The 19,819-nt window shown below is 70.4% G+C and carries 16 protein-coding genes and 1 riboswitch; of the genes, 14 read left to right on the top strand and 2 right to left on the bottom strand.

Annotated features, from left to right (window positions below; all coding sequences use genetic code 11):
- Positions 1-27 precede the first annotated feature (27 nt).
- Positions 28-191, top strand: a riboswitch (FMN riboswitch).
- Between the two features lie 79 nt (positions 192-270).
- From PG878_RS17495 to PG878_RS17430, 14 genes are all read left to right on the top strand, one after another.
- Positions 271-870 (top strand): riboflavin synthase, encoded by a 600-nt coding sequence (locus tag PG878_RS17495; RefSeq protein WP_209032391.1) that lies wholly within the window; start codon positions 271-273, stop codon positions 868-870.
- Between the two features lie 115 nt (positions 871-985).
- Positions 986-2,119, top strand: coding sequence for a 3,4-dihydroxy-2-butanone-4-phosphate synthase (ribB, locus tag PG878_RS17490; RefSeq protein ID WP_209032487.1), 1,134 nt, complete (start codon positions 986-988; stop codon positions 2,117-2,119).
- Between the two features lie 102 nt (positions 2,120-2,221).
- Positions 2,222-2,689, top strand: a complete 468-nt coding sequence (gene ribH, locus PG878_RS17485) for a 6,7-dimethyl-8-ribityllumazine synthase (RefSeq protein ID WP_010340901.1) — start codon at positions 2,222-2,224, stop codon at positions 2,687-2,689.
- Positions 2,686-3,156: a transcription antitermination factor NusB gene (gene nusB / locus PG878_RS17480; RefSeq protein WP_209032390.1), complete on the top strand. Its 471-nt coding sequence runs from the start codon at positions 2,686-2,688 to the stop codon at positions 3,154-3,156. Before ribH ends, nusB begins: the two co-directional genes overlap by 4 nt.
- A 140-nt stretch (positions 3,157-3,296) precedes the next feature.
- Entirely contained in the window at positions 3,297-4,271 is a 975-nt protein-coding gene (gene thiL, locus PG878_RS17475) for a thiamine-phosphate kinase (protein ID WP_209032389.1), read from the top strand.
- A 221-nt stretch (positions 4,272-4,492) separates the two neighbouring features.
- The gene (locus PG878_RS17470) at positions 4,493-6,076 is read left to right on the top strand and encodes a CocE/NonD family hydrolase (RefSeq protein WP_244672730.1); all 1,584 of its coding nucleotides are present in this window, start codon (positions 4,493-4,495) and stop codon (positions 6,074-6,076) included.
- A 996-nt stretch (positions 6,077-7,072) separates the two neighbouring features.
- On the top strand, positions 7,073-8,587 hold the full coding sequence (locus PG878_RS17465; protein WP_209032388.1) for an outer membrane beta-barrel protein: 1,515 nt from the start codon (positions 7,073-7,075) through the stop codon (positions 8,585-8,587).
- 298 nt (positions 8,588-8,885) lie between these two features.
- Positions 8,886-8,978, top strand: a complete 93-nt coding sequence (locus tag PG878_RS17460) for a potassium-transporting ATPase subunit F (RefSeq protein ID WP_010341961.1) — start codon at positions 8,886-8,888, stop codon at positions 8,976-8,978.
- Between the two features lie 16 nt (positions 8,979-8,994).
- Positions 8,995-10,719, top strand: a complete 1,725-nt coding sequence (gene kdpA, locus PG878_RS17455; RefSeq protein ID WP_209032387.1) for a potassium-transporting ATPase subunit KdpA — start codon at positions 8,995-8,997, stop codon at positions 10,717-10,719.
- A 10-nt stretch (positions 10,720-10,729) separates the two neighbouring features.
- Entirely contained in the window at positions 10,730-12,799 is a 2,070-nt protein-coding gene (gene kdpB / locus PG878_RS17450) for a potassium-transporting ATPase subunit KdpB (RefSeq protein ID WP_209032386.1), read from the top strand.
- Positions 12,800-12,839: 40 nt separating this feature from the next.
- Complete coding sequence (kdpC, locus tag PG878_RS17445; RefSeq protein ID WP_209032385.1) at positions 12,840-13,475, top strand: potassium-transporting ATPase subunit KdpC; 636 nt, start codon at positions 12,840-12,842, stop codon at positions 13,473-13,475.
- 66 nt (positions 13,476-13,541) lie between these two features.
- Positions 13,542-16,220: a sensor histidine kinase gene (locus PG878_RS17440; protein WP_209032384.1), complete on the top strand. Its 2,679-nt coding sequence runs from the start codon at positions 13,542-13,544 to the stop codon at positions 16,218-16,220.
- Complete coding sequence (locus tag PG878_RS17435; protein ID WP_160966597.1) at positions 16,210-16,938, top strand: response regulator; 729 nt, start codon at positions 16,210-16,212, stop codon at positions 16,936-16,938. The genes PG878_RS17440 and PG878_RS17435 overlap by 11 nt, the downstream gene beginning before the upstream one ends.
- Before the next feature lie 150 nt (positions 16,939-17,088).
- On the top strand, positions 17,089-17,589 hold the full coding sequence (locus PG878_RS17430; protein WP_209032383.1) for an AAA family ATPase: 501 nt from the start codon (positions 17,089-17,091) through the stop codon (positions 17,587-17,589).
- Between the two features lie 292 nt (positions 17,590-17,881).
- On the opposite strand, the gene PG878_RS17425 is transcribed toward PG878_RS17430, so the two are convergent.
- Positions 17,882-19,267, bottom strand: a complete 1,386-nt coding sequence (locus PG878_RS17425) for an FAD-binding oxidoreductase (protein ID WP_209032382.1) — start codon at positions 19,265-19,267, stop codon at positions 17,882-17,884.
- Positions 19,264-19,818: a metal-dependent hydrolase gene (locus PG878_RS17420; RefSeq protein WP_209032381.1), complete on the bottom strand. Its 555-nt coding sequence runs from the start codon at positions 19,816-19,818 to the stop codon at positions 19,264-19,266. Before PG878_RS17420 ends, PG878_RS17425 begins: the two co-directional genes overlap by 4 nt.
- Position 19,819: the final 1 nt, after the last annotated feature.

Genomic DNA, 19,819 nt, shown 5'->3' with positions numbered 1-19,819 from the left:
TGCCCGGGCCGGTTCGCCGGCGACCACAAACGTCTTCAGGGCGGGGTGCGATTCCCCACCGGCGGTAGGTGCGTTCGCGCACGAGCCCGCGAGCGCTTCCCGGCGCAGGCGCGCCGCGCCGGATCGGGAAGGTCAGCAGATCCGGTGCGATGCCGGGGCCGACGGTATAGTCCGGATGAAAGAAGACGGCCTTCGCGCAGCCTTGCGGCTGTGCGCGTGCCTGTTTGCCTTGTGGCGTTTTTCGCTCACCCCATTGCGAGAAACGTAGCTATGTTCACCGGAATCATCGAAGGCGTCGGCCACCTCGCCGCACGCCAGCCGCAGGGCGGCGATCTCCGCTTCACCTTCGCCACCGGCAGCCTGCCGTTCGCCGACGTGCGCCTGGGCGAGAGCATCGCGGTCAACGGCGTGTGCCTGACCGTGGTCGCCTTCGACGCGGCGGCGTTCCAGGCCGACGCCTCCACCGAAACCCTGGCGCTGACCACGCTCGGCAGTCTGGCCGAGGGCGCGATCCTGAACCTGGAGCGGGCGATGCGCCCCAGCGACCGGCTCGGCGGGCACCTGGTCAGCGGCCATGTCGACGGCCTTGGGCAGGTGCTGTCGATCCACGACGACGCGCGCGCGCAGCGCTGGCGCTTCGCCGCACCGGCGACGCTGCTGCGCTACATCGCCAAGAAGGGCTCGATCTGCGTGGACGGGGTCAGCCTCACCGTCAACGAGGTCGATGCGGAAGGTTTCGAGGTCGCGCTGATCCCGCACACCGTGGCGCACACCGCGTTCGCGCAGACCGCCATCGGCGCGGCGGTGAACCTGGAGATCGACCTGGTCGCGCGCTACGTCGAACGCCTGTTGCAGGGCCGCCAGGACTGATCCTGGCCGCGTCCGGCCTTCCCCCTATCCGCCACGCTGCGCCGCTGTCTGCGGCGCGCGCGGCATCCTCCGTCTTTCCTCGAGTTCCCGCATGTCGCCTTCCGTTACCCCGAGCCTGAATTTCGCCTCCGTCCCCGAGCTGCTGGAAGAACTCCGCGCCGGCCGCATGGTGGTCATCGTCGACGACGAGGACCGCGAGAACGAGGGCGACCTGATCATGGCCGCCGAGCTGGTCAAGCCCTCCGATATCAATTTCATGGTCACCCACGCGCGCGGCCTGGTGTGCCTGTCGCTGACCCGCGAGCGCTGCGCGCAGCTGGGCCTGGCGCCGATGGTCCAGCGCAACACCGCGCAGTTCCATACCAACTTCACCGTCAGCATCGAGGCCGCCGAAGGCGTGACCACCGGCATCTCCGCCTACGACCGCGCCCACACCGTGCGCACCGCGGTCAAGCCGGACGCCAAGCCGCACGACCTCAGCCAGCCCGGCCACATCTTCCCGTTGATCGCCCAGCCCGGCGGCGTGCTGACCCGCGCCGGCCACACCGAGGCCGCCAGCGACCTGCCGATGCTGGCGGGGCTGGAGCCAGCCGGCGTGCTGGTGGAGGTGCTCAACCCCGACGGCAGCATGGCGCGGCGTCCGCAACTGGAAGAGTTCGCGCGCACCCATGGCCTGAAGATGGGCTCGATCGCCGACCTGATCGCCTACCGCCTGGCCACCGAACACACCGTCGAGCGCATCGACGAGCGGCCGATCGACACCGAGTTCGGCGGTTTCACCCTGGTCACCTACCGCGACCGCATCGCCCACGACCTGCACTTCGCCCTGGTCCGCGGCACCCCGGACGCCGACACCCCGACCCTGGTGCGGGTGCAGGTGGAGAACCCGCTGGCCGACCTGCTTCACTGGCGCCGCGAAGACTTCGGCGTGGCCGCCAGCGACGCCCTGCGCGCGATCGCCGCCGCCGAGCGCGGGGTGATGGTGGTGCTGTCGGCGCCGCGCGACAGCGAGGCGCTGCTGGCGCGGCTGCGCGCGCAGCCGGAGGCGGCGCACGGCAAGGACGTGGGCCAGTGGCGGCGCAACGGCGCCGGCAGCCAGATCCTCGCCGACCTGGGCCTGGGCAAGCTGCGCGTGCTCGGCACGCCGCGTCGGCAGATCGGGTTGGCGGGGTTCGGGTTGGAGGTGGTGGAGCATGTGGAGGTGGGGCAGGGATTCGGGATTCGGGATTCGGGATTGGGCAAAGCCTGATCCTGGAGCTGGATCGGCGCTGGGCGAGCGACTGTTCTTGCCCGCCCGGGTCCCGGCCTCCCTGCCTGCTAAACTCTCCCACCCCCTCAAACTGCCACCGCCATGTCCCATTACGAAGGCGACCTCCGCACCCCCGAGTCGGCGCGTTTCGCGATCATCGCCAGCCGCTGGAACGCCCGCATCACCGACGTGCTGGTCGCCGGTGCGCGGCAGAGCCTGGCCGGCAACGGCATCGCCGAGGACGCGGTGGACGTGATCCGCGTCCCGGGCGCGTGGGAGTTGCCGCTGGTCGCCGCGCGCCTGGCCGCGGCCGGCAAGCATGCCGCGATCATCGCGCTGGGCTGCGTGATCCGTGGCGATACCCGCCACTACGAACACGTCGCCGACGGCTGCGCCGAGGGCCTGCTGCGCGTCTCGCTGGACTTCCGCATCCCGGTGCTCAACGGCGTGCTCGCGGTGGAGCAGGTCGAGGACGCCGAGGCGCGGGCCGGCGGCAGCCACGGCAACAAGGGCGAGGAAGCGGCGCTGGGCGCGCTGGAGATGGTCAACCTGCTGGAGCTGCTGCCGTGAACAAACCCGCTGGCCACAAGCACCACCCACGCCGCGACGGCGTCGATCCGGTCCTGCGTTCGCGCGCGCGCCGGCGCGCGCTGCAGGCAATCTACGCCTGGCAGATCTCCGGCGGCAACGCCCAGCATGTGATCGCCCAGTTCGCGCACGAGCAGGCCCACGAGATCGCCGACCTGGTGTACTTCGAGAACCTGGTCGAAGGCGTGCTCAAGCACCGTGCGGAACTGGACGAAGCGCTGGTCGGCTACCTGGACCGCACGGTCGAGGAAGTGGACGCGATCGAGCGTGCGGTGCTGCGCCTGGCCGCCTACGAACTGCTGCACCGCATGGACGTGCCGTACCGGGTGGTGATCAACGAAGCGATCGAGACCGCCAAGCGCTTCGGCTCCGAACACGGCCACACCTACGTCAACGGCGTCCTCGACCGCGCCGCGCTGCAGTGGCGCGCGGTGGAGTCGGGGGGCTGAGGGGCCGGGAATGGGGAAACGGGAATGGGGAATGGCAAATGCAAAAAAGCAAAAGCCATTCTCTCCAAGGCCACCGGTAGTGCGGCTGTTGCTCCTGCTTCTCCCCATTCCCCATTCCCGTTTCCCCATTCCCGGCTCCAATGGCTGAATTCGATCTGATCGAGCGCCTGCGTGCGCGCAGCCGGGCGCGTGACGACCTGCCGCTGGGCATCGGCGACGATGCGGCCTTGCTGCTGCCGCCGGCGGGGGAGTTGCTGGCGATCACCACCGATACGCTCAATGCCGGGGTGCATTTCCCGGCCGAGACCGCGGCCGCCGACATCGGCTGGAAGACCCTGGCGGTGAATCTGTCCGACCTGGCGGCGATGGGCGCGCAGCCGCGCTGGTGCACGCTGTCGCTGTCGCTGCCGCAGGTCGACATGGCCTGGGTCGATGCGTTCGCCGAGGGTTTCTTCGCCCTGGCAGACGCGCACGGCATCGGCCTGGCCGGCGGCGATACCACGCGCGGGCCGCTGGCCTTGTCGGTCACCGCGATCGGCAGTGTGCCGGCGACGGCCGCGCTGCGTCGCGATGCCGCGCAGGTGGGCGACGAGGTCTGGGTGACCGGCCAGCCGGGCGAGGCCGCCGCGGCGCTGGCGCTGTGGCAGGCCGGCCGGCTGGACGTGACCGTGCCGGCCGCCGATCCGCTGCACGAACGCCTGCGCCAGCGCCTGCTGCGGCCGACGCCGCGGGTGCAGGTCGGCTTGCGCCTGCGCGGCCTGGCGCGGGCCTGCGTGGACGTGTCCGACGGCCTGCTGGCCGATCTGGAGCACATCTGTGCGCGCAGCGGCGTCGGTGCCGAGCTGGACTTGGCCGCGCTGCCGGCGGCCGCGGCCCCGGCCGACGCGGCCCCTGCGCAGGTGCATGCCTGGCAACTGGGCGGCGGCGACGACTACGAGCTGTGCTTCACTGCCGAGCCGGCGCAGCACGCGGCGATCGTGCAGGCGCTGCAGGCGGTGGGGGTCGCGGCGACACCGATCGGGCGCATCGTCGCCGGCCGCGGCATCGTGGTGCGCGCTGCCGACGGCCAGCGGTGGCAGCCGCCGCGCAGCGGCTACCAGCACTTTCTGAGCTGAGCCGCGTGGCCTGGGCGCGCGCCGGCCACGGGCCGCGGCGCCAGCAGGGATGGGCTGCCCGCCAAGGTCCTTCCATACCGTGCCGCACTGCGGCGTGAATATCGCCCGTACCCAGTGGTACGGTCTGCCTGCCCGGCCCCACGTCGAGCGCTTGTCACCGTTCTGGCATTACCGTTCCGGCAGCCGGCCATCCCGGTCCGGCGCCGCTTGGGAGGCAGTCCATGCGCATGTCCGTGTCACGTCGCATCGCCCTTGGCGCGATGTTGCTGGTGTTCTCCGCCGCCGCGGCTGCGGCCGGCTTCACCAAGCAGTACCAGAGCATTCCCAGTTTCGACGGCACCAAGCTCGGCGCGCTCGTCCTGGTGCCGCAGGGGCAGGGGCCGGGGCCGTTCCCGCTGGTGGTGATGCCGGCCAGTTGGTCGCTGCCGAACCTCGAATACGTGGGCCGCGCCAGTGAACTGGCCAACGACGGCTACGTGGTGGTGAGCTATACCTCGCGTGGGTTCTGGGATTCGCAGGGGCTGATCGACATCGCCGGGGCACCGACGGTGGAGGACGTCAGTTCGGTGATCGACTGGGCGTTGGCCAACACCCCGGCCGACGCCAAGGCGATCGGCGTGTCGGGCATCTCCTACGGCGCCGGCACCAGCCTGCTCGCCGCCGCCCGCGACCCGCGGATCAAGGCGGTGGCCGCGCTCAGCGGCTGGGCCGATCTGCAGGCCTCGCTGTACGCCAACAGCACGGTCAGCCAGCAGGGCGTGGGCCTGCTGGTCGCCGCCGGGGTCGCCACCGGCCGGCCCGGTCCGGACCTGGCGCAGATCACCGCGCACGTGGCGGTGGGCGACTACGACGGCGCGGTGCAGGGCTTCCTGCCCAAGGCGGCCGAACGCGGGGTGATCAACGAGGTACAGGCGCTCAACCGCAACGGCCCGGCGGTGCTGATGGCCAACGCATTCAACGACGGCCTGTTCCCGCCGAACCAGTACATCGACCTGTACAACCGGTTGAGCGTGCCCAAGCACCTGATGTTCAGCCAGGGCGACCACGCCACCGCCGAACTGCCGGGCGCGCTGGGCCTGCCGAACCAGGTGTATACCGAGGCCACGCGCTGGTTCGACCGCTATCTGAAGGGCCGCGACAACGGCGTGGACCGCGAAGCGCCGGTGCAACTTTCGACCCTGGCCGGCACCTGGCTCAGCTATGCCGACTGGAACAGCGTGCAGGCCGGCGCCACCCGCTACGGCCTGACCGGCCCCAGCGGCCTGTTGCTGCCAACCGGGTCGCTGACCAGCGGCAACAGCAGCGGCTGGAACTACCGCATCGCCACCGACGTGCCGACGCTGGCCGATTCCGGCGTGGTGATGGTCAGTGGCTTGCTGCAGGGTCTCGGCCAGCCGGTGACCACCTCGATTCCGCTGGTCAGCCGGGTGGGCGCCGCGGTGTGGAGCGGGCCGGTGCTGTCCAGCGACAAGCGCCTGGCCGGCGCGCCGTCGTTGCGGCTGACGGTGACCCCGAGCCAGTCCAACGTGTCGCTGTTCGCCTATCTCTACAGCATGGACAGCGCGGGGTCGGCGCAATTGCTGAGCCATGTGCCGTACACGCTGCGCAACGCGACGCCGGGCACGCCGGTGACCCTCGACCTGGCGCTGCAGGCGACTGCAGTCGAGATCCCGGCCGGTCGTCGCCTGGTGCTGGTGGTGGACACCACCGATCCGCGTTACACCTCGGCCAGCCGCTTCGGCGGCACCGTGAGCTTCAGCTCGCCGGCGGCGACGCCGTCGTTTTTGAGTGTGCCGTTGCACTGAGGCAACGCGGCGTTTCCCTTCTCCCACTGGGAGAAGGTGCCCCGCAGGGGCGGATGAGGGTACGGGCGAAGCCTCGTGCAGTTGGATCAGCGCAGCGCTCCGCGCGCCGGACCCTCACCCCAACCCCTCTCCCGGTGGGAGAGGGGCTTTGGCCTTTTCCTTCTCCCCGCGGGAGAAGGTGCCCCGCAGGGGCGGATGAGGGTACGGGCGGAGCCTCGCATAGCCAGATCGACGTGGCGCTTCGCGCGCCGGACCCTCACCCCAACCCCTCTCCCGCTGGGAGAGGGGCTTCGGCTTTTCCCTCTCCCCTCGGGAGAAGGTGCCCCGCAGGGGCGGATGAGGGTACGGGCGAAGCCTCGTGCAGTTAGATCAGCGCAGCGCTTCGCGCGCCGGACCCTCACCCCAACCCCTCTCCCGCTGGGAGAGGGGCTTTGGCTTTCCCTTCTCCCATCGGGAGAAGGTGCCCCGCAGGGGCGGATGAGGGTACGGCACACACGCATAGCCACAGCATCGCGCACGCTAGGTTCATCACGCGCACGAATTTACGAAGGCTTTATTCGAACCGGCGCGCGCTTTGCAACGAAGATATCCGGCGATTCCTATACTTTCCGCGCTGACGACGGGGACATGTGCGTGGAATCGATGGCTGCAATCTTGAGCGTGTCGCTGCCCGCAACGGTCGTGTCCGGGTGCGGCGTATCGCATCCGGCGACGGCGCAGCAATCTGGCTTCCGCGCCAGGCGATGCCGCACGCCGCGCGTGTCGCGACGCGATCATGGTTGCCGCCGCGCGTTGCAGCATCCGCCCCCACACAGCCGCGCGCGTTCGCTGCACGCGGATTGACCCGCTGCCGCCGCCGCGGCGCCGCATTCCAATGCCCTTGCCGCGATGCGCCATTGAGCGCATCGCCTGCGATAGCGCGTGCGCGTGATGCGTCGCGCCGTCGTTGCCTCCCATCACCCAAAGAAGGACGGCTCCTTGCGAGCCGAGAACCCGATGTCCATGAAGCTCCATCCCCTGTTCCTGTCCCTGGCCGCGCTGTGTGCTGGCCCCGCCGTTGCCGCTGGCCTGGCGGCGCCGGTTTCCGAGGCGATGCCGGCAGCGGCGCAGGACGTCGCTGCGCCGCCGCTGGCGCGCAGCGCCGATTGCTCCAACGGTTTCTTCTCGCGCCTGGCCTCGGCCTATCGCGAAGATGCGCAGCCGGCCGACCCCGATGCGCCGACGCCGGCGCGCCGCGCTCTGCCGGCGCCGTTCTCCTCGCCGCCGTTCCCGTCGGCCGAATGGCAACTCGGCGCGGTCGACTATCCGGTCGGCGTGCCCAACGAGAATGCGCAGTACCCGGTCGAGAAGGCGCTGGCCTGCACGCGCGTGGGGCAGTGGATGCAGCGCAACCGCATCGAGCTGTACGGCTGGATCAATCCCTCGCTCAATGCCAGCACGTCCTCGCGCAGCAACTATCCGCTGTCCTATTCCACGCGGCCCAATCGCGGCGAATTCAACCAGGCGCTGATCCGCCTGCAGCGCGTGCCGGACACGGTGCAGACCGATCATGTCGACTGGGGCTTCCACGTCGACGACCTGTACGGCTACGACTACCACTACACCACGATGAAGGGCGTCACCAGCGACCAGTTGCTGCACCACCCGCAGCCCAACAGCGCGCTCAACGGCAAGATCTACGGCAACGATCCGATGATCGCGCACGTGGACCTGTACCTGCCGTCGGTGGCGCAGGGCATGTTGGTCACGGTCGGCCGCTACCTGTCGCTGCCGGACATCGAGGCGCAGTTCTCGCCGAACAACTACCTGCTGACCCATTCGATCCTGTACACGGTCGATGCCTATACCAACATGGGCATCCTCACCACCACCAAGCTCAACGACCAGTGGACGCTGCAGCTCGGCGTGCACGGCGGCGACGATTCGGCGATCTGGGACGCCACCAGCCGCCTGAGCGCGCAGGCCTGCCTGCGCTGGGTCTCCAGGAGCAACGACGACATGCTGTATCCGTGCGTGGAGTCGTACAACAACGCCGCGCAGACCTACAACAACCTGCAGGAGTTCGTGCTGACCTGGGGCCACCGCTTCTCGCCGAAGGTGCACATGCTCACCGAGGCCTACCACCTCTACGTGCGCGACCAGGCGCTGGCCACCGATCCGTCGCAGTCGCATGCGCCGACCGGTCGCCCCGGTTATGCGCTGGGCGAGGCTCCGGACTTCCCGCTGGGACGCAGCACGGCCGACGCCATCGTCAACTACGTCAACATCCAGCTCGGCGCCTCGGACATGCTGGCGATCCGCAACGAGTTCGTGAACGACCACGACGGCCAGCGCACCGGTTTCGCCACGCGCTATTCCAGCCACACCATCGGCCTGACCCACTGGGTGTCGCAGGATCTGGAGATCCGCCCCGAGCTGCGCTACGAGCACGCCTACGACTTCCCCGCCTACGACGGCGGGCATCGCAATCACCAGGCGACGGCGCTGATCGACGCGATCCTGCATTACTGAGGTCTGCACGCGCGCTGTCGGCGCCGGCAGCGGCGAGGCACCTGCAACGTGCGGCGCGATCGCCGGCGCCGCACGGTTTTACGCAGAATTTATGCGCGCCGCGCGGCTTCGCCACGGAGAGTTTATGGCGCCGGCTTCGATAATGCCGGCCTGGGCCAGAAGGCCTGTCCGACCCGGTGTCCGTCGCGGTGTTGCGCTTCCCTTCTGCCGCCGTGCGCGTGCGTCGCGTGCGGCGGCCTTCCCATGCGATTGCGGCCTGCCATACGGCGGGCCGTCCCTTTGTTTCGGAGTTGAGACCATGAGCGGTTGGCTTTCGTTCGTTTGCGGCGTGGCGGTGATCGTCGCGGCCGGTTACCTGCTGTACGTGATCCTGCGCCCCGAAGATTTCTGAGCCGAGTGCCACTTCCATGATCGATACATTGCTTGTCTATGCGCTCGCGCTGTTGCTGGGATGGCCGCTGGGCCTGTACCTGGCCAAGGTGATGCGCGGGGCGCCGATGCGCGGCGACGCGCTGTTCGGCTGGATCGAACGCCCACTGTACCGCCTGCTCGGCACCGACCCGGCGCGCGGCATGCACTGGCGCGCCTATGCCGGCGCGTTCCTGGCCAGCAACCTGGTGCTGGGCGTGCTGGTGTTTGCGTTGTTCGTGACCCAGGCCTGGCTGCCGTTCAATCCCGATGCGGTGCCGAACATGCGCTGGGACGTGGCCTTGCACACCATGATCTCGTTCCTGACCAACACCGATCAGCAGCACTACTCCGGCCAGGCGCAGCTGTCGTACCTGTCGCAGGCGGTGGGCGTGGTCGGCCTGCAGTTCATCACCCCGATGATGGGCCTGGCGCTGGTCGCGGCAACGTTGCGCGGTCTGTTCGGCGGGCGCGGCCACGACGCGGCGCGCACGGCGGCCGCCAGCGGTGGCGAGGTGGCGCAGGACGTCGATCTCGGCAACTACTGGGCCGACGTGATCCGTCCGACGCTGCGCTTCCTGCTGCCGCTGTGCCTGCTGTGGACGCTGCTGCTGACCCAGCAGGGCGTGCCCTCGACGCTGGCCGCCGGCCCGGTCGCCACGCCGCTGGACGCCAGTGCCGGGCAGCAGACGCAGAAGATCCCGCTCGGCCCGGTCGCGGCGATGGTGGCGATCAAGCAGCTCGGCACCAACGGCGGCGGCTGGTATGGCCCCAACAGCGCGATGGCGCTGGAGAATCCCACGCCGTTCTCCAACCTGCTGGAGATGCTGGGCATCGTGCTGATCCCGGTGGCGGTGGCGTTCATGGTCGGCCCGTTCACCGGGCGCCGCAAGTTCACCGCGCTGGTGTTCGGCAGCATGCTGGTGATGTCGCTGGCGTCCACCGCGCTGTCGATGTGGGCCGAAGGCAATTCGGCCAGCACCGCCAGCGCCGCACTGATGGAAGGCAAGGAAGTGCGCCTGGGCGTGGACAGTTCGGCGGCCTGGTCGTCGCTGACCACGCAGACCTCCAACGGCTCGGTCAACGCCATGCACGATTCGCTGGCGCCGCTGACCGGCGGCGTGGCCATGGTCAACATGCTGATCAACGCGATCTGGGGCGGCATCGGCTGCGGCCTGCAGCAGTTCCTGGTGTATCTGCTGCTGAGCGTGTTCCTGGCCGGCTTGATGACCGGGCGCACCCCGGAGTTGTTCGGACGCAAGATCGAGGCGCCGGAAGTGCGTCTGCTGGCGCTGCTGATCCTGTTGCAGCCGCTGGTGCTGCTCGGCTTCACCGCGGTCACCCTGGCGCTGCCGGCCTCGATGTCGGCGACCTCCAATCCCGGTTTCCACGGCATCAGCCAGGTGTTCTACGAGTACACCTCGGCGTTCGCCAACAACGGCTCCGGCTTCGAGGGGCTGGGCGACGGCATTCCGTGGTGGAACCTGAGCTGTGCGGCCGTGCTGCTGCTGGGCCGTTATCCGGCGCTGATCGTGCCGCTGATCGTGGCCGCGCAACTGGCGCGCAAGCGGGTGGCGCCGGAAACCGGCGGCAGCCTGCAGGTGGAAACCCCGACCTTCGCGCTGACCCTGATCGCAGTCATCGTGATCCTGACCGTTCTGCAATTCACGCCGGCCCTGGTGTTGGGACCGATCGCCGATCACCTGACCCTGGCCGCGCACTGAGACGACGACGATGAGCACCCCGCACCAATCTTCTTCCGTGGTCCCCGCACCGGCGCGCCGGCCCGGGCTGTTCGACGCCGCCGCGCTGCGTGCGGCGCTGCGCGACAGCGTGTTGAAGCTGTCGCCAAGGCACCTGCTGGGCAGCCCGGTGATGGCCGTGGTCTTCGCCGGCACACTGCTGTCGGCCCTGATCACCGTGGCCGGCCAGGGGCCGGCCGGCTTCGGCTGGGCGGTGACCGCGATCCTGCTGGTCACCGTGCTGTTCGGCAATTTCGCCGAGGCGGTGGCCGAGGCGCGTGGCCGCGGACAGGCCGCCTCGCTGCGACGCGCACGCAAGGACCTGGTGGCGCGCCGGGTCGCCAGCGTGCGCCTGGACGGCGAGACCAGCGTGCCCGCCGCCGAACTGCGCCCGGGCGACCTGGTGGTGGTCTCGGCCGGCGAACTGATCCCGGCCGACGGCGAGATCGTGCACGGCCTGGCCACCATCAACGAGGCCGCGGTCACCGGCGAATCGGCACCCGTGCTGCGCGAGGCCGGCACCGACCGCTCCGGCGTCATCGGCGGCACCAAGGTGCTGTCCGACGAGATCCTGGTGAAGGTCACCGCCGAGCCGGGCCACAGCTTCCTGGACCGGATGATCGCGCTGGTGGAAGGCGCCAACCGTCAGAAGACGCCGAACGAGATCGCGCTGACCATGCTGCTGGCGGCGATGACCCTGACCTTCCTGATCGTGGTCGCCTCGCTGCCGGCGATCGCCGCCTTCGTCGGCGTCAAGGTGGACCCGCTGCTGCTGATCGCGCTGCTGGTGTGCCTGATCCCGACCACCATCGGCGGGCTGCTGCCGGCGATCGGTATCGCCGGCATGAACCGCGCGCTGTCGGCCAACGTGCTGGCCAAGTCCGGCAAGGCGGTGGAAGTGGCCGGCGACGTCGACGTGCTGCTGCTGGACAAGACCGGCACCATCACCCACGGCGATCGCCAGGCCACCGCGTTCCATGCGGTCAGCGGCGTGGACCTGGCGCAGCTGCGCGAGGCGGCCATGTTGTCGTCGCTGGCCGACCCGACCCCGGAAGGCAAGTCGATCGTGCGCCTGGCGCGCGAGCAGGGCCTGCCGCCGGCCGATCCGGCAGGCGCCGAGTTCGTCGCCTTCACCGCGCAGACGCGCATGTCCGGCGTCGATCTGCCGGCCAATGGCATGCAGCCGCCGCGCTCGATCCGCAAGGGCGCCGCCGATGCGTTGATCCGCCACGTCACCGCGCTGGGCGGGCAGGTGCCGGCGGAGCTGAAGAGCCGGGTCGAGCAGGTCGCGCGCAGCGGCGCCACGCCGCTGGTGGTGGCCGAGGGCCGGCACGTGCTGGGCGTGGTCGAGCTGTCGGACGTGGTCAAGCATGGTGTGCGCGAGAAGTTCGCGCGGCTGCGCGCGATGGGCGTCAAGACGGTGATGATCACCGGCGACAACCCGCTGACCGCCGCGGCCATCGCCGCCGAGGCCGGCGTCGACGACTACATCGCCGAGGCCACGCCCGAGGACAAGTTGGCGCGCATCCGCCAGGAGCAGGCCGGCGGGCGCCTGGTGGCGATGGTCGGCGACGGCACCAACGACGCCCCGGCGCTGGCCCAGGCCGACGTCGGCCTGGCGATGAACTCCGGCACCCAGGCGGCCAAGGAGGCCGGCAACATGGTCGACCTGGATTCGGATCCGGCCAAGCTGCTGGCGGTGGTGGAAGTGGGCAAGCAGCAGCTGATCACCCGCGGTGCGCTGACCACCTTCTCGCTGGCCAACGACGTGTCCAAGTACTTTGCGATCCTGCCGGCGCTGTTCGCCGCCTCGATCCCGCAGATGGCCGCACTGAACGTGATGCGCCTGTCCAGCCCGACCAACGCGGTGCTGGCGGCGCTGATCTTCAACGCGCTGGTGATCCCGGCGCTGATCCCGCTGGCGCTGCGCGGCGTGCGCTTCACCCCGTCCTCGGCGACCTCGCTGCTGCGCCGGAACATGCTGATCTACGGCGTGGGCGGCGTGCTGCTGCCGTTCGTCGGGATCAAGGCCATCGACCTGCTGCTGGTGGCGCTGGGCTGACCCCCAGCGCCGATCTTTACGCTCTTTCGGAATTGCCTCCATGACTGTGTCCTCCGTTTCCCCCCGCGAACCGATGCGCTGGCGCGCGGTGCTGGTGTTGCCGCTGCTGGTGCTCGCGTCCGCGGCGCTGTACTCGTTGCTGGCCACCGTGGTGGCCGGCGCGCTGTTCCCCGAGCAGGCCAACGGCAGCCTGCGCAGCCACGATGGCCGCGTGGTCGGCTCGGTGCTGGTGGCGCAGCCGTTCGCCGCCACCGGCTACTTCCAGCCGCGTCCGTCCGGCGCCAAGTACGACCCGATGTCGGCCGCCGGCAGCAACCAGGCGCGCAGCAACCCCGACCTGCGCAAGCGCCTGGACGAGACCCGCCAGGCGGTGGCCGCACGCGAGGGCATCGACCCGGCGCAGGTGCCGGACGATCTGGTCACCCAGTCCGGCAGCGGCATGGACCCGGACATCAGCGTGGACGCGGCGCACATTCAAGTGGCGCGCGTCGCCGCCGCGCGCGGCCTGCCGCCGCAGACCGTCGCCGCCCTGGTCGCCGCGCAGACCCAGCCGCGCCAGTTCGGCGTGCTTGGCGCGCCGCGCGTGAATGTGCTGGCGCTGAATCTTGCCTTGGACGCGGCCGGGAATGGGGAAACGGGAATCGGGAATGGGCAAAAGCAGGAGCAAAAGCGGTAAATCGCGCAGCCATGTAGGCTTGCGCTCTGCAATTCCCCATTCCCAATTCCCCATTCCCGGCTCCAAATGCCCGACCCCCGCACCCAACAGGCCGACGCCCTGATCGGCGAACTGCAGCGCGAGCGCGGCGGGCGCCTGACCGTGTTCCTCGGCGCGGCGCCGGGGGTGGGCAAGACCTACGCGATGCTGTCGCGCGCGCGGCAGTTGCAGCAGCAGGGCAGCAAGCTGGTGGTCGGCGTGGTCGAGACCCACGGCCGCGCCGAGACCGCGGCGTTGCTGGAAGGCCTCACCGTGCAGCCGCGGCGGCGGCTGGAGTACCGCGGCCGCACCCTGGACGAGATGGACCTGGATGCGTTGCTGGCGCTGCGCCCGCCGCTGGTGCTGGTGGACGAACTGGCCCATCGCAACGCGCCCGGCAGCCGCCACGAACGGCGCTGGCAGGACGTGCAGGAGCTGCTCGACGCCGGCATCGACGTCTACAGCACGGTCAACATCCAGCACCTGGAAAGCCTCAACGACGTGGTCCACCGCATCACCGGCGTGCGCGTCAGCGAGACCGTGCCCGATGCGATCTTCGACCGCCTGCGCGACATCGTGCTGGTCGACCTGCCGCCGCGCGAGCTGATCGAGCGCCTGCAGCAGGGCAAGGTCTACCTGCCCGAGCAGGCCGGGCAGGCGCTGCAGGCGTTCTTCTCGCCGTCGAACCTGGCCGCGCTGCGCGAACTGGCGATGCAGACCGCGGCCGACCGTGTCGACAACGATCTGCGCGACGTGCAGGCCGCGCAGGGCCGCACCAGCGTCGCCCTGCGGCGCACGGTGATGGTGGCGATCGATGGCCGTGGCCAGTCCGACTATCTGGTGCGGGTGGCGCGGCGCCTGGCCGAGCGCCGTGGCGCACCATGGACCGTGGTCACCGTGCAGACCCAGGCGCAGCCGGATGCCGACTGGCAACTGGAGATCGACCGCGCGTTCGCGCTGGCGCGCCGGCTCGGCGGCGAGGCCGCGCTGCTGCACGGCGCCAACGTCGCCGACACCTTGCTCGACCACGCTGCGCGCAGCGGCGTGTCCACCCTGGTGCTGGGCCGCACCCGCGAGCGCCCGCTGGCGCGCATGATCAACCGCACCCTGACCCAGCAACTGCTGCAACGCGGTGCGCACTACGAACTGGTGATCATCAGTTCGCCGGAGGCGCGCGCCCGCGCGCGGCGACGCTGGCGCAGCCCGGGGCATTGGCTGTCGCGCGACGACCTGGTGTTCGCCACGGTGGCGTCGGCGCTGGCGGTGGTGGTCGCCTGGATCGCCGAAAGTTGGGTCGGCATCGACGACCTGTCGATGGTGTTCATCGTCGCGGTGGTGATGGTCGCGTCGAAGACGAGGATGACCGCGGCGGTGCTGGCGGCACTGCTGAGTTTCTTCAGCTACAACTTCTTCTTCATCGAACCGCGCTTCACCTTCCAGATCGGCGCGCGCCAGGGCGTGGTCACGGTGCTGCTGTTCCTGGTCGCGGCCCTGGTCGCCGGGCGCCTGGCCTCGCGCCTGCGCATGCAGGTGCTGGCGCTGCGCGCGGTCAACGCACAGACCACGGCGCTGCAGCGGCTGGGCCGCGAACTCACCAGTGCCGCCGACCTGGGGCAGGTGCTGGAGGCCGGGCGGCGCGCGCTTGCCGGCACCCTCGACGCCGAGGCCTGGCTGCGCCTGCAGCCGCTGGAGCGCGCGCACGCCGAGGCCGACGACTACGCGCCGTCGATGGCCGCGGTGGACCGCAGCGCCGCCGACTGGGCGCAGCGCCACGGCCAGGCCACCGGCCGCTTCACCGATACGTTGGCCGGGGCGAGCTGGTGGTTCCTGCCGGTGCGCCACGAGCGCGGCACCATCGGTGTGGTCGGCCTGCGCTTCGGCGCCGGCGTGCAGCGCCCGGGCCTGGAGCAGCAGCGCCTGGCCGAGGCGATGGTCGAGGACATCGGCCAGGCCGCGCTGCGCACGCGCCTGGTCGCCGACCTGGAGAGCGCGCGGGTCAGCGGCGAGACCGAGCGGCTGCGCTCGGCCCTGCTGTCTTCGGTCTCGCACGACCTGCGCTCGCCGCTGGCGGCGATGATCGGCGCGGCCAGCAGCCTGTCCAGCTACGGCCAGGCGATGGACGCGGACGATCGCCGCAGCCTGCTCGACACCATCCAGATGGAAGGCGAGCGCCTGGACCGCTACATCCAGAACCTGCTGGACATGACCCGGCTCGGCCACACCGGGCTGACCTTGAACCGCGACTGGATCGGCGTGGACGAACTGATCGGCTCGGCCGCGCGGCGCCTGCAGCGTTACCAGCCGCAGGTGCACCTGGACATCGCCCTGGCCGCGGAACTGCCGACGCTGTGGGTGCACCCGGCGCTGGTCGAGCAGGCGATCTTCAACGTGCTGGAGAACGCGGCCAAGTTCTCGCCGGCGGACGCGGCGATCCGCGTCGCCGCCGGCATGGTCGAGGGCCGCCTGCGCATCGACATCAGCGACCGCGGCCCGGGCATTCCCGAGGACGAGCGCGCGCGCATCTTCGACATGTTCTACAGCGTCGAGCGCGGCGACCGCGGCCGCCACGGCACCGGCCTGGGCCTGACCATCTGCCAGGGCATGATCGGCGCGCACGGCGGCAGCGTCGAGGCGCTGCCCGGTCCCGATGGCCGCGGCACCACGATCCGCATTACCCTGCCGCTCATCGAACCCGCCGCGCCGCCGTCCCGCCCCGATGCCGACTGAGTCCCACGCCGATCCGATTCCGCCGCCACGCGTGCTGGTCATCGACGACGAGCCGCAGATCCGTCGTTTCCTCGACATCAGCCTGCGCGCGCAGGGTTATCGCGTGCTGCAGGCCGACACCGGCGCGGCGGGCCTGGCGCAACTGGCCGCGCACGGCGCCGAACTGGTGGTGCTGGACATCGGCCTGCCCGACCAGGACGGGCACAGCGTGCTGCGCGAACTGCGGCAATGGTCGTCGGTGCCGGTGATCATGCTGACCGTGCGTGCCGGCGAGGACGAGAAGGTGCAGGCGCTGGACGCCGGCGCCAACGACTACGTGACCAAGCCGTTCGGCGTGCAGGAACTGATGGCGCGCATCCGCGTGCTGCTGCGCATGCAGCCGGTGGCCGGCGAAGCCGAGCCGGTGTTCGACGACGGCCACCTGCACATCCACCTGGGCCTGCGCGAAGTGCGCCTGGACGGCGAGGCGTTGCCGCTCAGCCGCAAGGAATACGCGCTGCTCGCGCTGCTGCTGCGGCACAGCGGCCGCGTGGTGACGCAGCCGCAACTGCTGCGCGAACTGTGGGGCCCCACCCACCAGGACGACACCCACTACCTGCGCATCCTGGTCGGCAAGCTGCGGCAGAAACTCGGCGACAGCGCCGTGGCGCCGCGCTACATCGCCACCGAACCGGGCGTGGGGCTGCGCTTCATCGGCGTGCAGTGCCCGTCGGCGTGATGGGCCATGGCGGCCTTGCCTTGGTTTCCGTAGGAGCGGCTTCAGCCGCGACCTTGGCATTGCCTGTGACGCTCGGTCGCGGCTGAAGCCGCTCCTACGGCGGCAATGCGTGTCCTGGCAGCCGGTGGGACGCGATCAACGAAAGAACAGATGACCTTGTGCTCCCATCCCATCGTGGTCAACCCGGACCGCTTCCTGCAAACGGAACATGGTCGCGTCTGGACACCGGAACGCAACCGAACCGCGTGGCGGCAAAGCCACGATGCCCTGAAGGCGATCCTCGCCGCGTCGTGCGCACCCGCCGGACCCTGGACGGTCGTCATCGTGTGCGGCCTGCAGGGCGCGGGCAAGACCACGTGGATTGCGCAGCAACCGGTGCGGCCATGCACCGTCTACTTCGACGCGGCGCTGCCCGGTGCCCGGCACCGGGCGCCGATCGTCGCCATCGCGCAAGCGGCTGGCGCCTGGATCGAGATCGCGTGGATCAAGGTCGCGCTACCCGTCGCGCTCGCGCGGAACCTGCAGCGTGCCGCGGACGAACAGGTTCCGGAGGAGGCGATCCGCTCGGTGCACAACCTGTTCGAAGCGCCGACGCTCGCCGAAGGCGCCGATCACGTCCGCGTGGTCACGCCTGCCGAATGCGTGTCATGAAGGCCGTATGTGGGGGAGCGGCGTCCGGCAAGGTGCCCATCGCCGCCACGCACCGCATTGGTCGTCGGTCGCGATAGCGCATCTTGTGCGCAATGCCATCGCGTGTGCCGCGATCGCCTTGTTCGTCGTAGGAGCGGCTTCAGCCGCGACCGTGGACTGACCGGTAGCGCACAGTCGCGGCTGAAGCCGCTCCTACAACGGCATGGCAGCATGGCAGCATGGCGACGTTGCAATGGATCCGCACGCGAAAGATGCTGTTGCGATTCCCGATTCCCGATTCCCGATTCCCGAATCAAGGCTCCGGCAACACCTTCCCCGGATTGAGGATCCCATCCGGATCCAGCGCGCGCTTGATCGCGCGCATCGCGTCCAGCGTGGCCGCGTCGAAGGCCTGGTCCATGTAATCGCGCTTGGCCACGCCGATGCCGTGTTCGCCCGAGAGCGTGCCTTCCAGCGCCAGCACCAGCGCGAACAGCCGCGGCAGCGCGGCCTGCGCGCGCGCGGTTTCGGCGGCGTCGTCGGGCGCGTACATGATGTTGACGTGCAGGTTGCCGTTGCCGGCATGGCCGAAGGCGACGATCGGCAGGTCGAACTCGGCGGCCAGCGCTTCCACGCCGGCCACCAGCTCGGGGATGCGCGACACCGGCACCACCACGTCTTCGTTGATCTTGCCCGGGCGGATCGTGCGCAGCGCCGGCGACAGCGCGCGGCGCGCGGCCCACAGGCGGTCGCGCGCGCTGCCGTCGGCGGCCACGTCCAGCGTCAGCAGGCCGTCGCCCTCGGCCGCCGCACCCAACGCCTGCAGCGTGTAGGGCAGGGTGTCGTGGTCGCCGTCGGCCTCGATCAGCAGCATCGCGCCGGCCTCGGGCACGTCGCTGCCGTTGCGGCGCAGCAGCGCGATCGCGCTGCGGTCCATGAACTCGAGCATGGTCGGCGTGCTCGGCTGCGCCATCAGCCGCGACACCGCGGCAGCAGCGGCGGCGGCGTCGCGGTACAGCGCGCGCAAACCGGCCTGCGCCAGCGGCCGCGGCGACAGCTTCAGCGTCGCTTCCACGATCAGCGCCAGGGTGCCTTCGCTGCCGACCAGCAGGTGGGTCAGGTCGTAGCCGGTGGCATCCTTGGTGTAGGCGCCGCCGCAGCGGATCAGCTCGCCCGCGCCGGTCACCGCGACCAGGCCGAGCACGTTGTCGCGGGTGGCGCCGTACTTCACCGCGCGCGGCCCGCCGGCATTGGTGGAAAGGTTGCCGCCGACGCTGCAGATCTCCGCGCTGGACGGGTCCGGCGGCCAGAACAGCCCGTGCGGCGCCAAGGCCTGCTGCAAATCGCCGTTGAGCACGCCCGGTTCCACCACCGCACAGCGGTCGGCCGGGCGCAGCTGCACGATGCGGTTCATGCGCGCGAACGACAGCACCACGCCGCCGCCGAATGGCACCGCGGCGCCGGCGGTGCCGGTGCCGGCGCCGCGCGCCACCAGCGGCACGCGGTGCGCGCGGCAGGCGCGCACGATCGCCTGCACCTGTTCGCGGGTCTGCGGCAGCGCCACCGCGTCGGCCAGCGCCCAGCGCCGCGAATCGTCTTCGCCGTAGCTGCGGCGGCTGTCGGGGTCGGTGCGCCAGCCTTCGGCGCCGAGCAGGGCGGACAGGGTGTCGGTGAGCGCGGTGGGCAGGGCGGTGGTCATGGCGAAGGCGGCGAAGAGGAAGACGCGGAGGGCGAGGGCGGCTGCAGCAGTTTCCAGGTGAGCACCGCCAGTGCCAGCGGCAGCCACACCCAGCGTAGTTCGGACCACAGCGTGGCCATGCCGCGGGCGCTGAAGAAGCCGTTGGCGAACGGCGAGACCCGGATCGGCCGCCACGGCGCGAACCAGCGCTGTTCGCTCCACGGCCACCCCAGTGCCACGCCGAGGCCGCCGGAGGTCATCGCATCGAGCAACGGATGCGAGGCGGTACAGACGAGCAGCCACGTGGCCGCCTGCAGCGCACCGGCGCGCAGGGGCCGGTGTAGCAGCGCACCGAGCACGCCCAGTACTGCGGCGAACAACAGCGAGTGGCTGGCGCCACGATGGCCGAAGGCGTCGGCGTAGGGGATGTGCAGGGCGAAGCCGAGCACGTCGGCGTCGGGCAACATCGATGCGACGATGCCGGCGCCGAGCAGGCGGGTGGAGATGCGCCCGCGATCGGCGGCGGCCCACAGTGCCAGCGGCACCGCCGCGTGGGTGAAGACGCTGGGCACC

The organism is Xanthomonas hawaiiensis, from assembly GCF_031834635.1.
In the GTDB taxonomy this organism is placed as follows: domain Bacteria; phylum Pseudomonadota; class Gammaproteobacteria; order Xanthomonadales; family Xanthomonadaceae; genus Xanthomonas_A; species Xanthomonas_A sacchari.
Note: the sequence above shows the minus strand (reverse complement) of the source record. Positions and strands in the feature narration are given on the sequence as shown.

What these genes read in the sequence shown, in the direction of transcription:
- PG878_RS17460 (WP_010341961.1), top strand. Translation starts at nt 8,886, where the DNA reads ATGAGCGGTTGGCTTTCGTTCGTTTGCGGCGTGGCGGTGATCGTCGCG.
- thiL (WP_209032389.1), top strand. Translation starts at nt 3,297, where the DNA reads ATGGCTGAATTCGATCTGATCGAGCGCCTGCGTGCGCGCAGCCGGGCG.
- PG878_RS17425 (WP_209032382.1), bottom strand. Translation starts at nt 19,267, where the DNA reads ATGACCACCGCCCTGCCCACCGCGCTCACCGACACCCTGTCCGCCCTG.
- kdpC (WP_209032385.1), top strand. Translation starts at nt 12,840, where the DNA reads ATGACTGTGTCCTCCGTTTCCCCCCGCGAACCGATGCGCTGGCGCGCG.
- PG878_RS17435 (WP_160966597.1), top strand. Translation starts at nt 16,210, where the DNA reads ATGCCGACTGAGTCCCACGCCGATCCGATTCCGCCGCCACGCGTGCTG.
- PG878_RS17495 (WP_209032391.1), top strand. Translation starts at nt 271, where the DNA reads ATGTTCACCGGAATCATCGAAGGCGTCGGCCACCTCGCCGCACGCCAG.
- kdpB (WP_209032386.1), top strand. Translation starts at nt 10,730, where the DNA reads ATGAGCACCCCGCACCAATCTTCTTCCGTGGTCCCCGCACCGGCGCGC.
- PG878_RS17430 (WP_209032383.1), top strand. Translation starts at nt 17,089, where the DNA reads ATGACCTTGTGCTCCCATCCCATCGTGGTCAACCCGGACCGCTTCCTG.
- PG878_RS17465 (WP_209032388.1), top strand. Translation starts at nt 7,073, where the DNA reads ATGTCCATGAAGCTCCATCCCCTGTTCCTGTCCCTGGCCGCGCTGTGT.
- ribH (WP_010340901.1), top strand. Translation starts at nt 2,222, where the DNA reads ATGTCCCATTACGAAGGCGACCTCCGCACCCCCGAGTCGGCGCGTTTC.
- PG878_RS17440 (WP_209032384.1), top strand. Translation starts at nt 13,542, where the DNA reads ATGCCCGACCCCCGCACCCAACAGGCCGACGCCCTGATCGGCGAACTG.
- PG878_RS17470 (WP_244672730.1), top strand. Translation starts at nt 4,493, where the DNA reads ATGCGCATGTCCGTGTCACGTCGCATCGCCCTTGGCGCGATGTTGCTG.
- kdpA (WP_209032387.1), top strand. Translation starts at nt 8,995, where the DNA reads ATGATCGATACATTGCTTGTCTATGCGCTCGCGCTGTTGCTGGGATGG.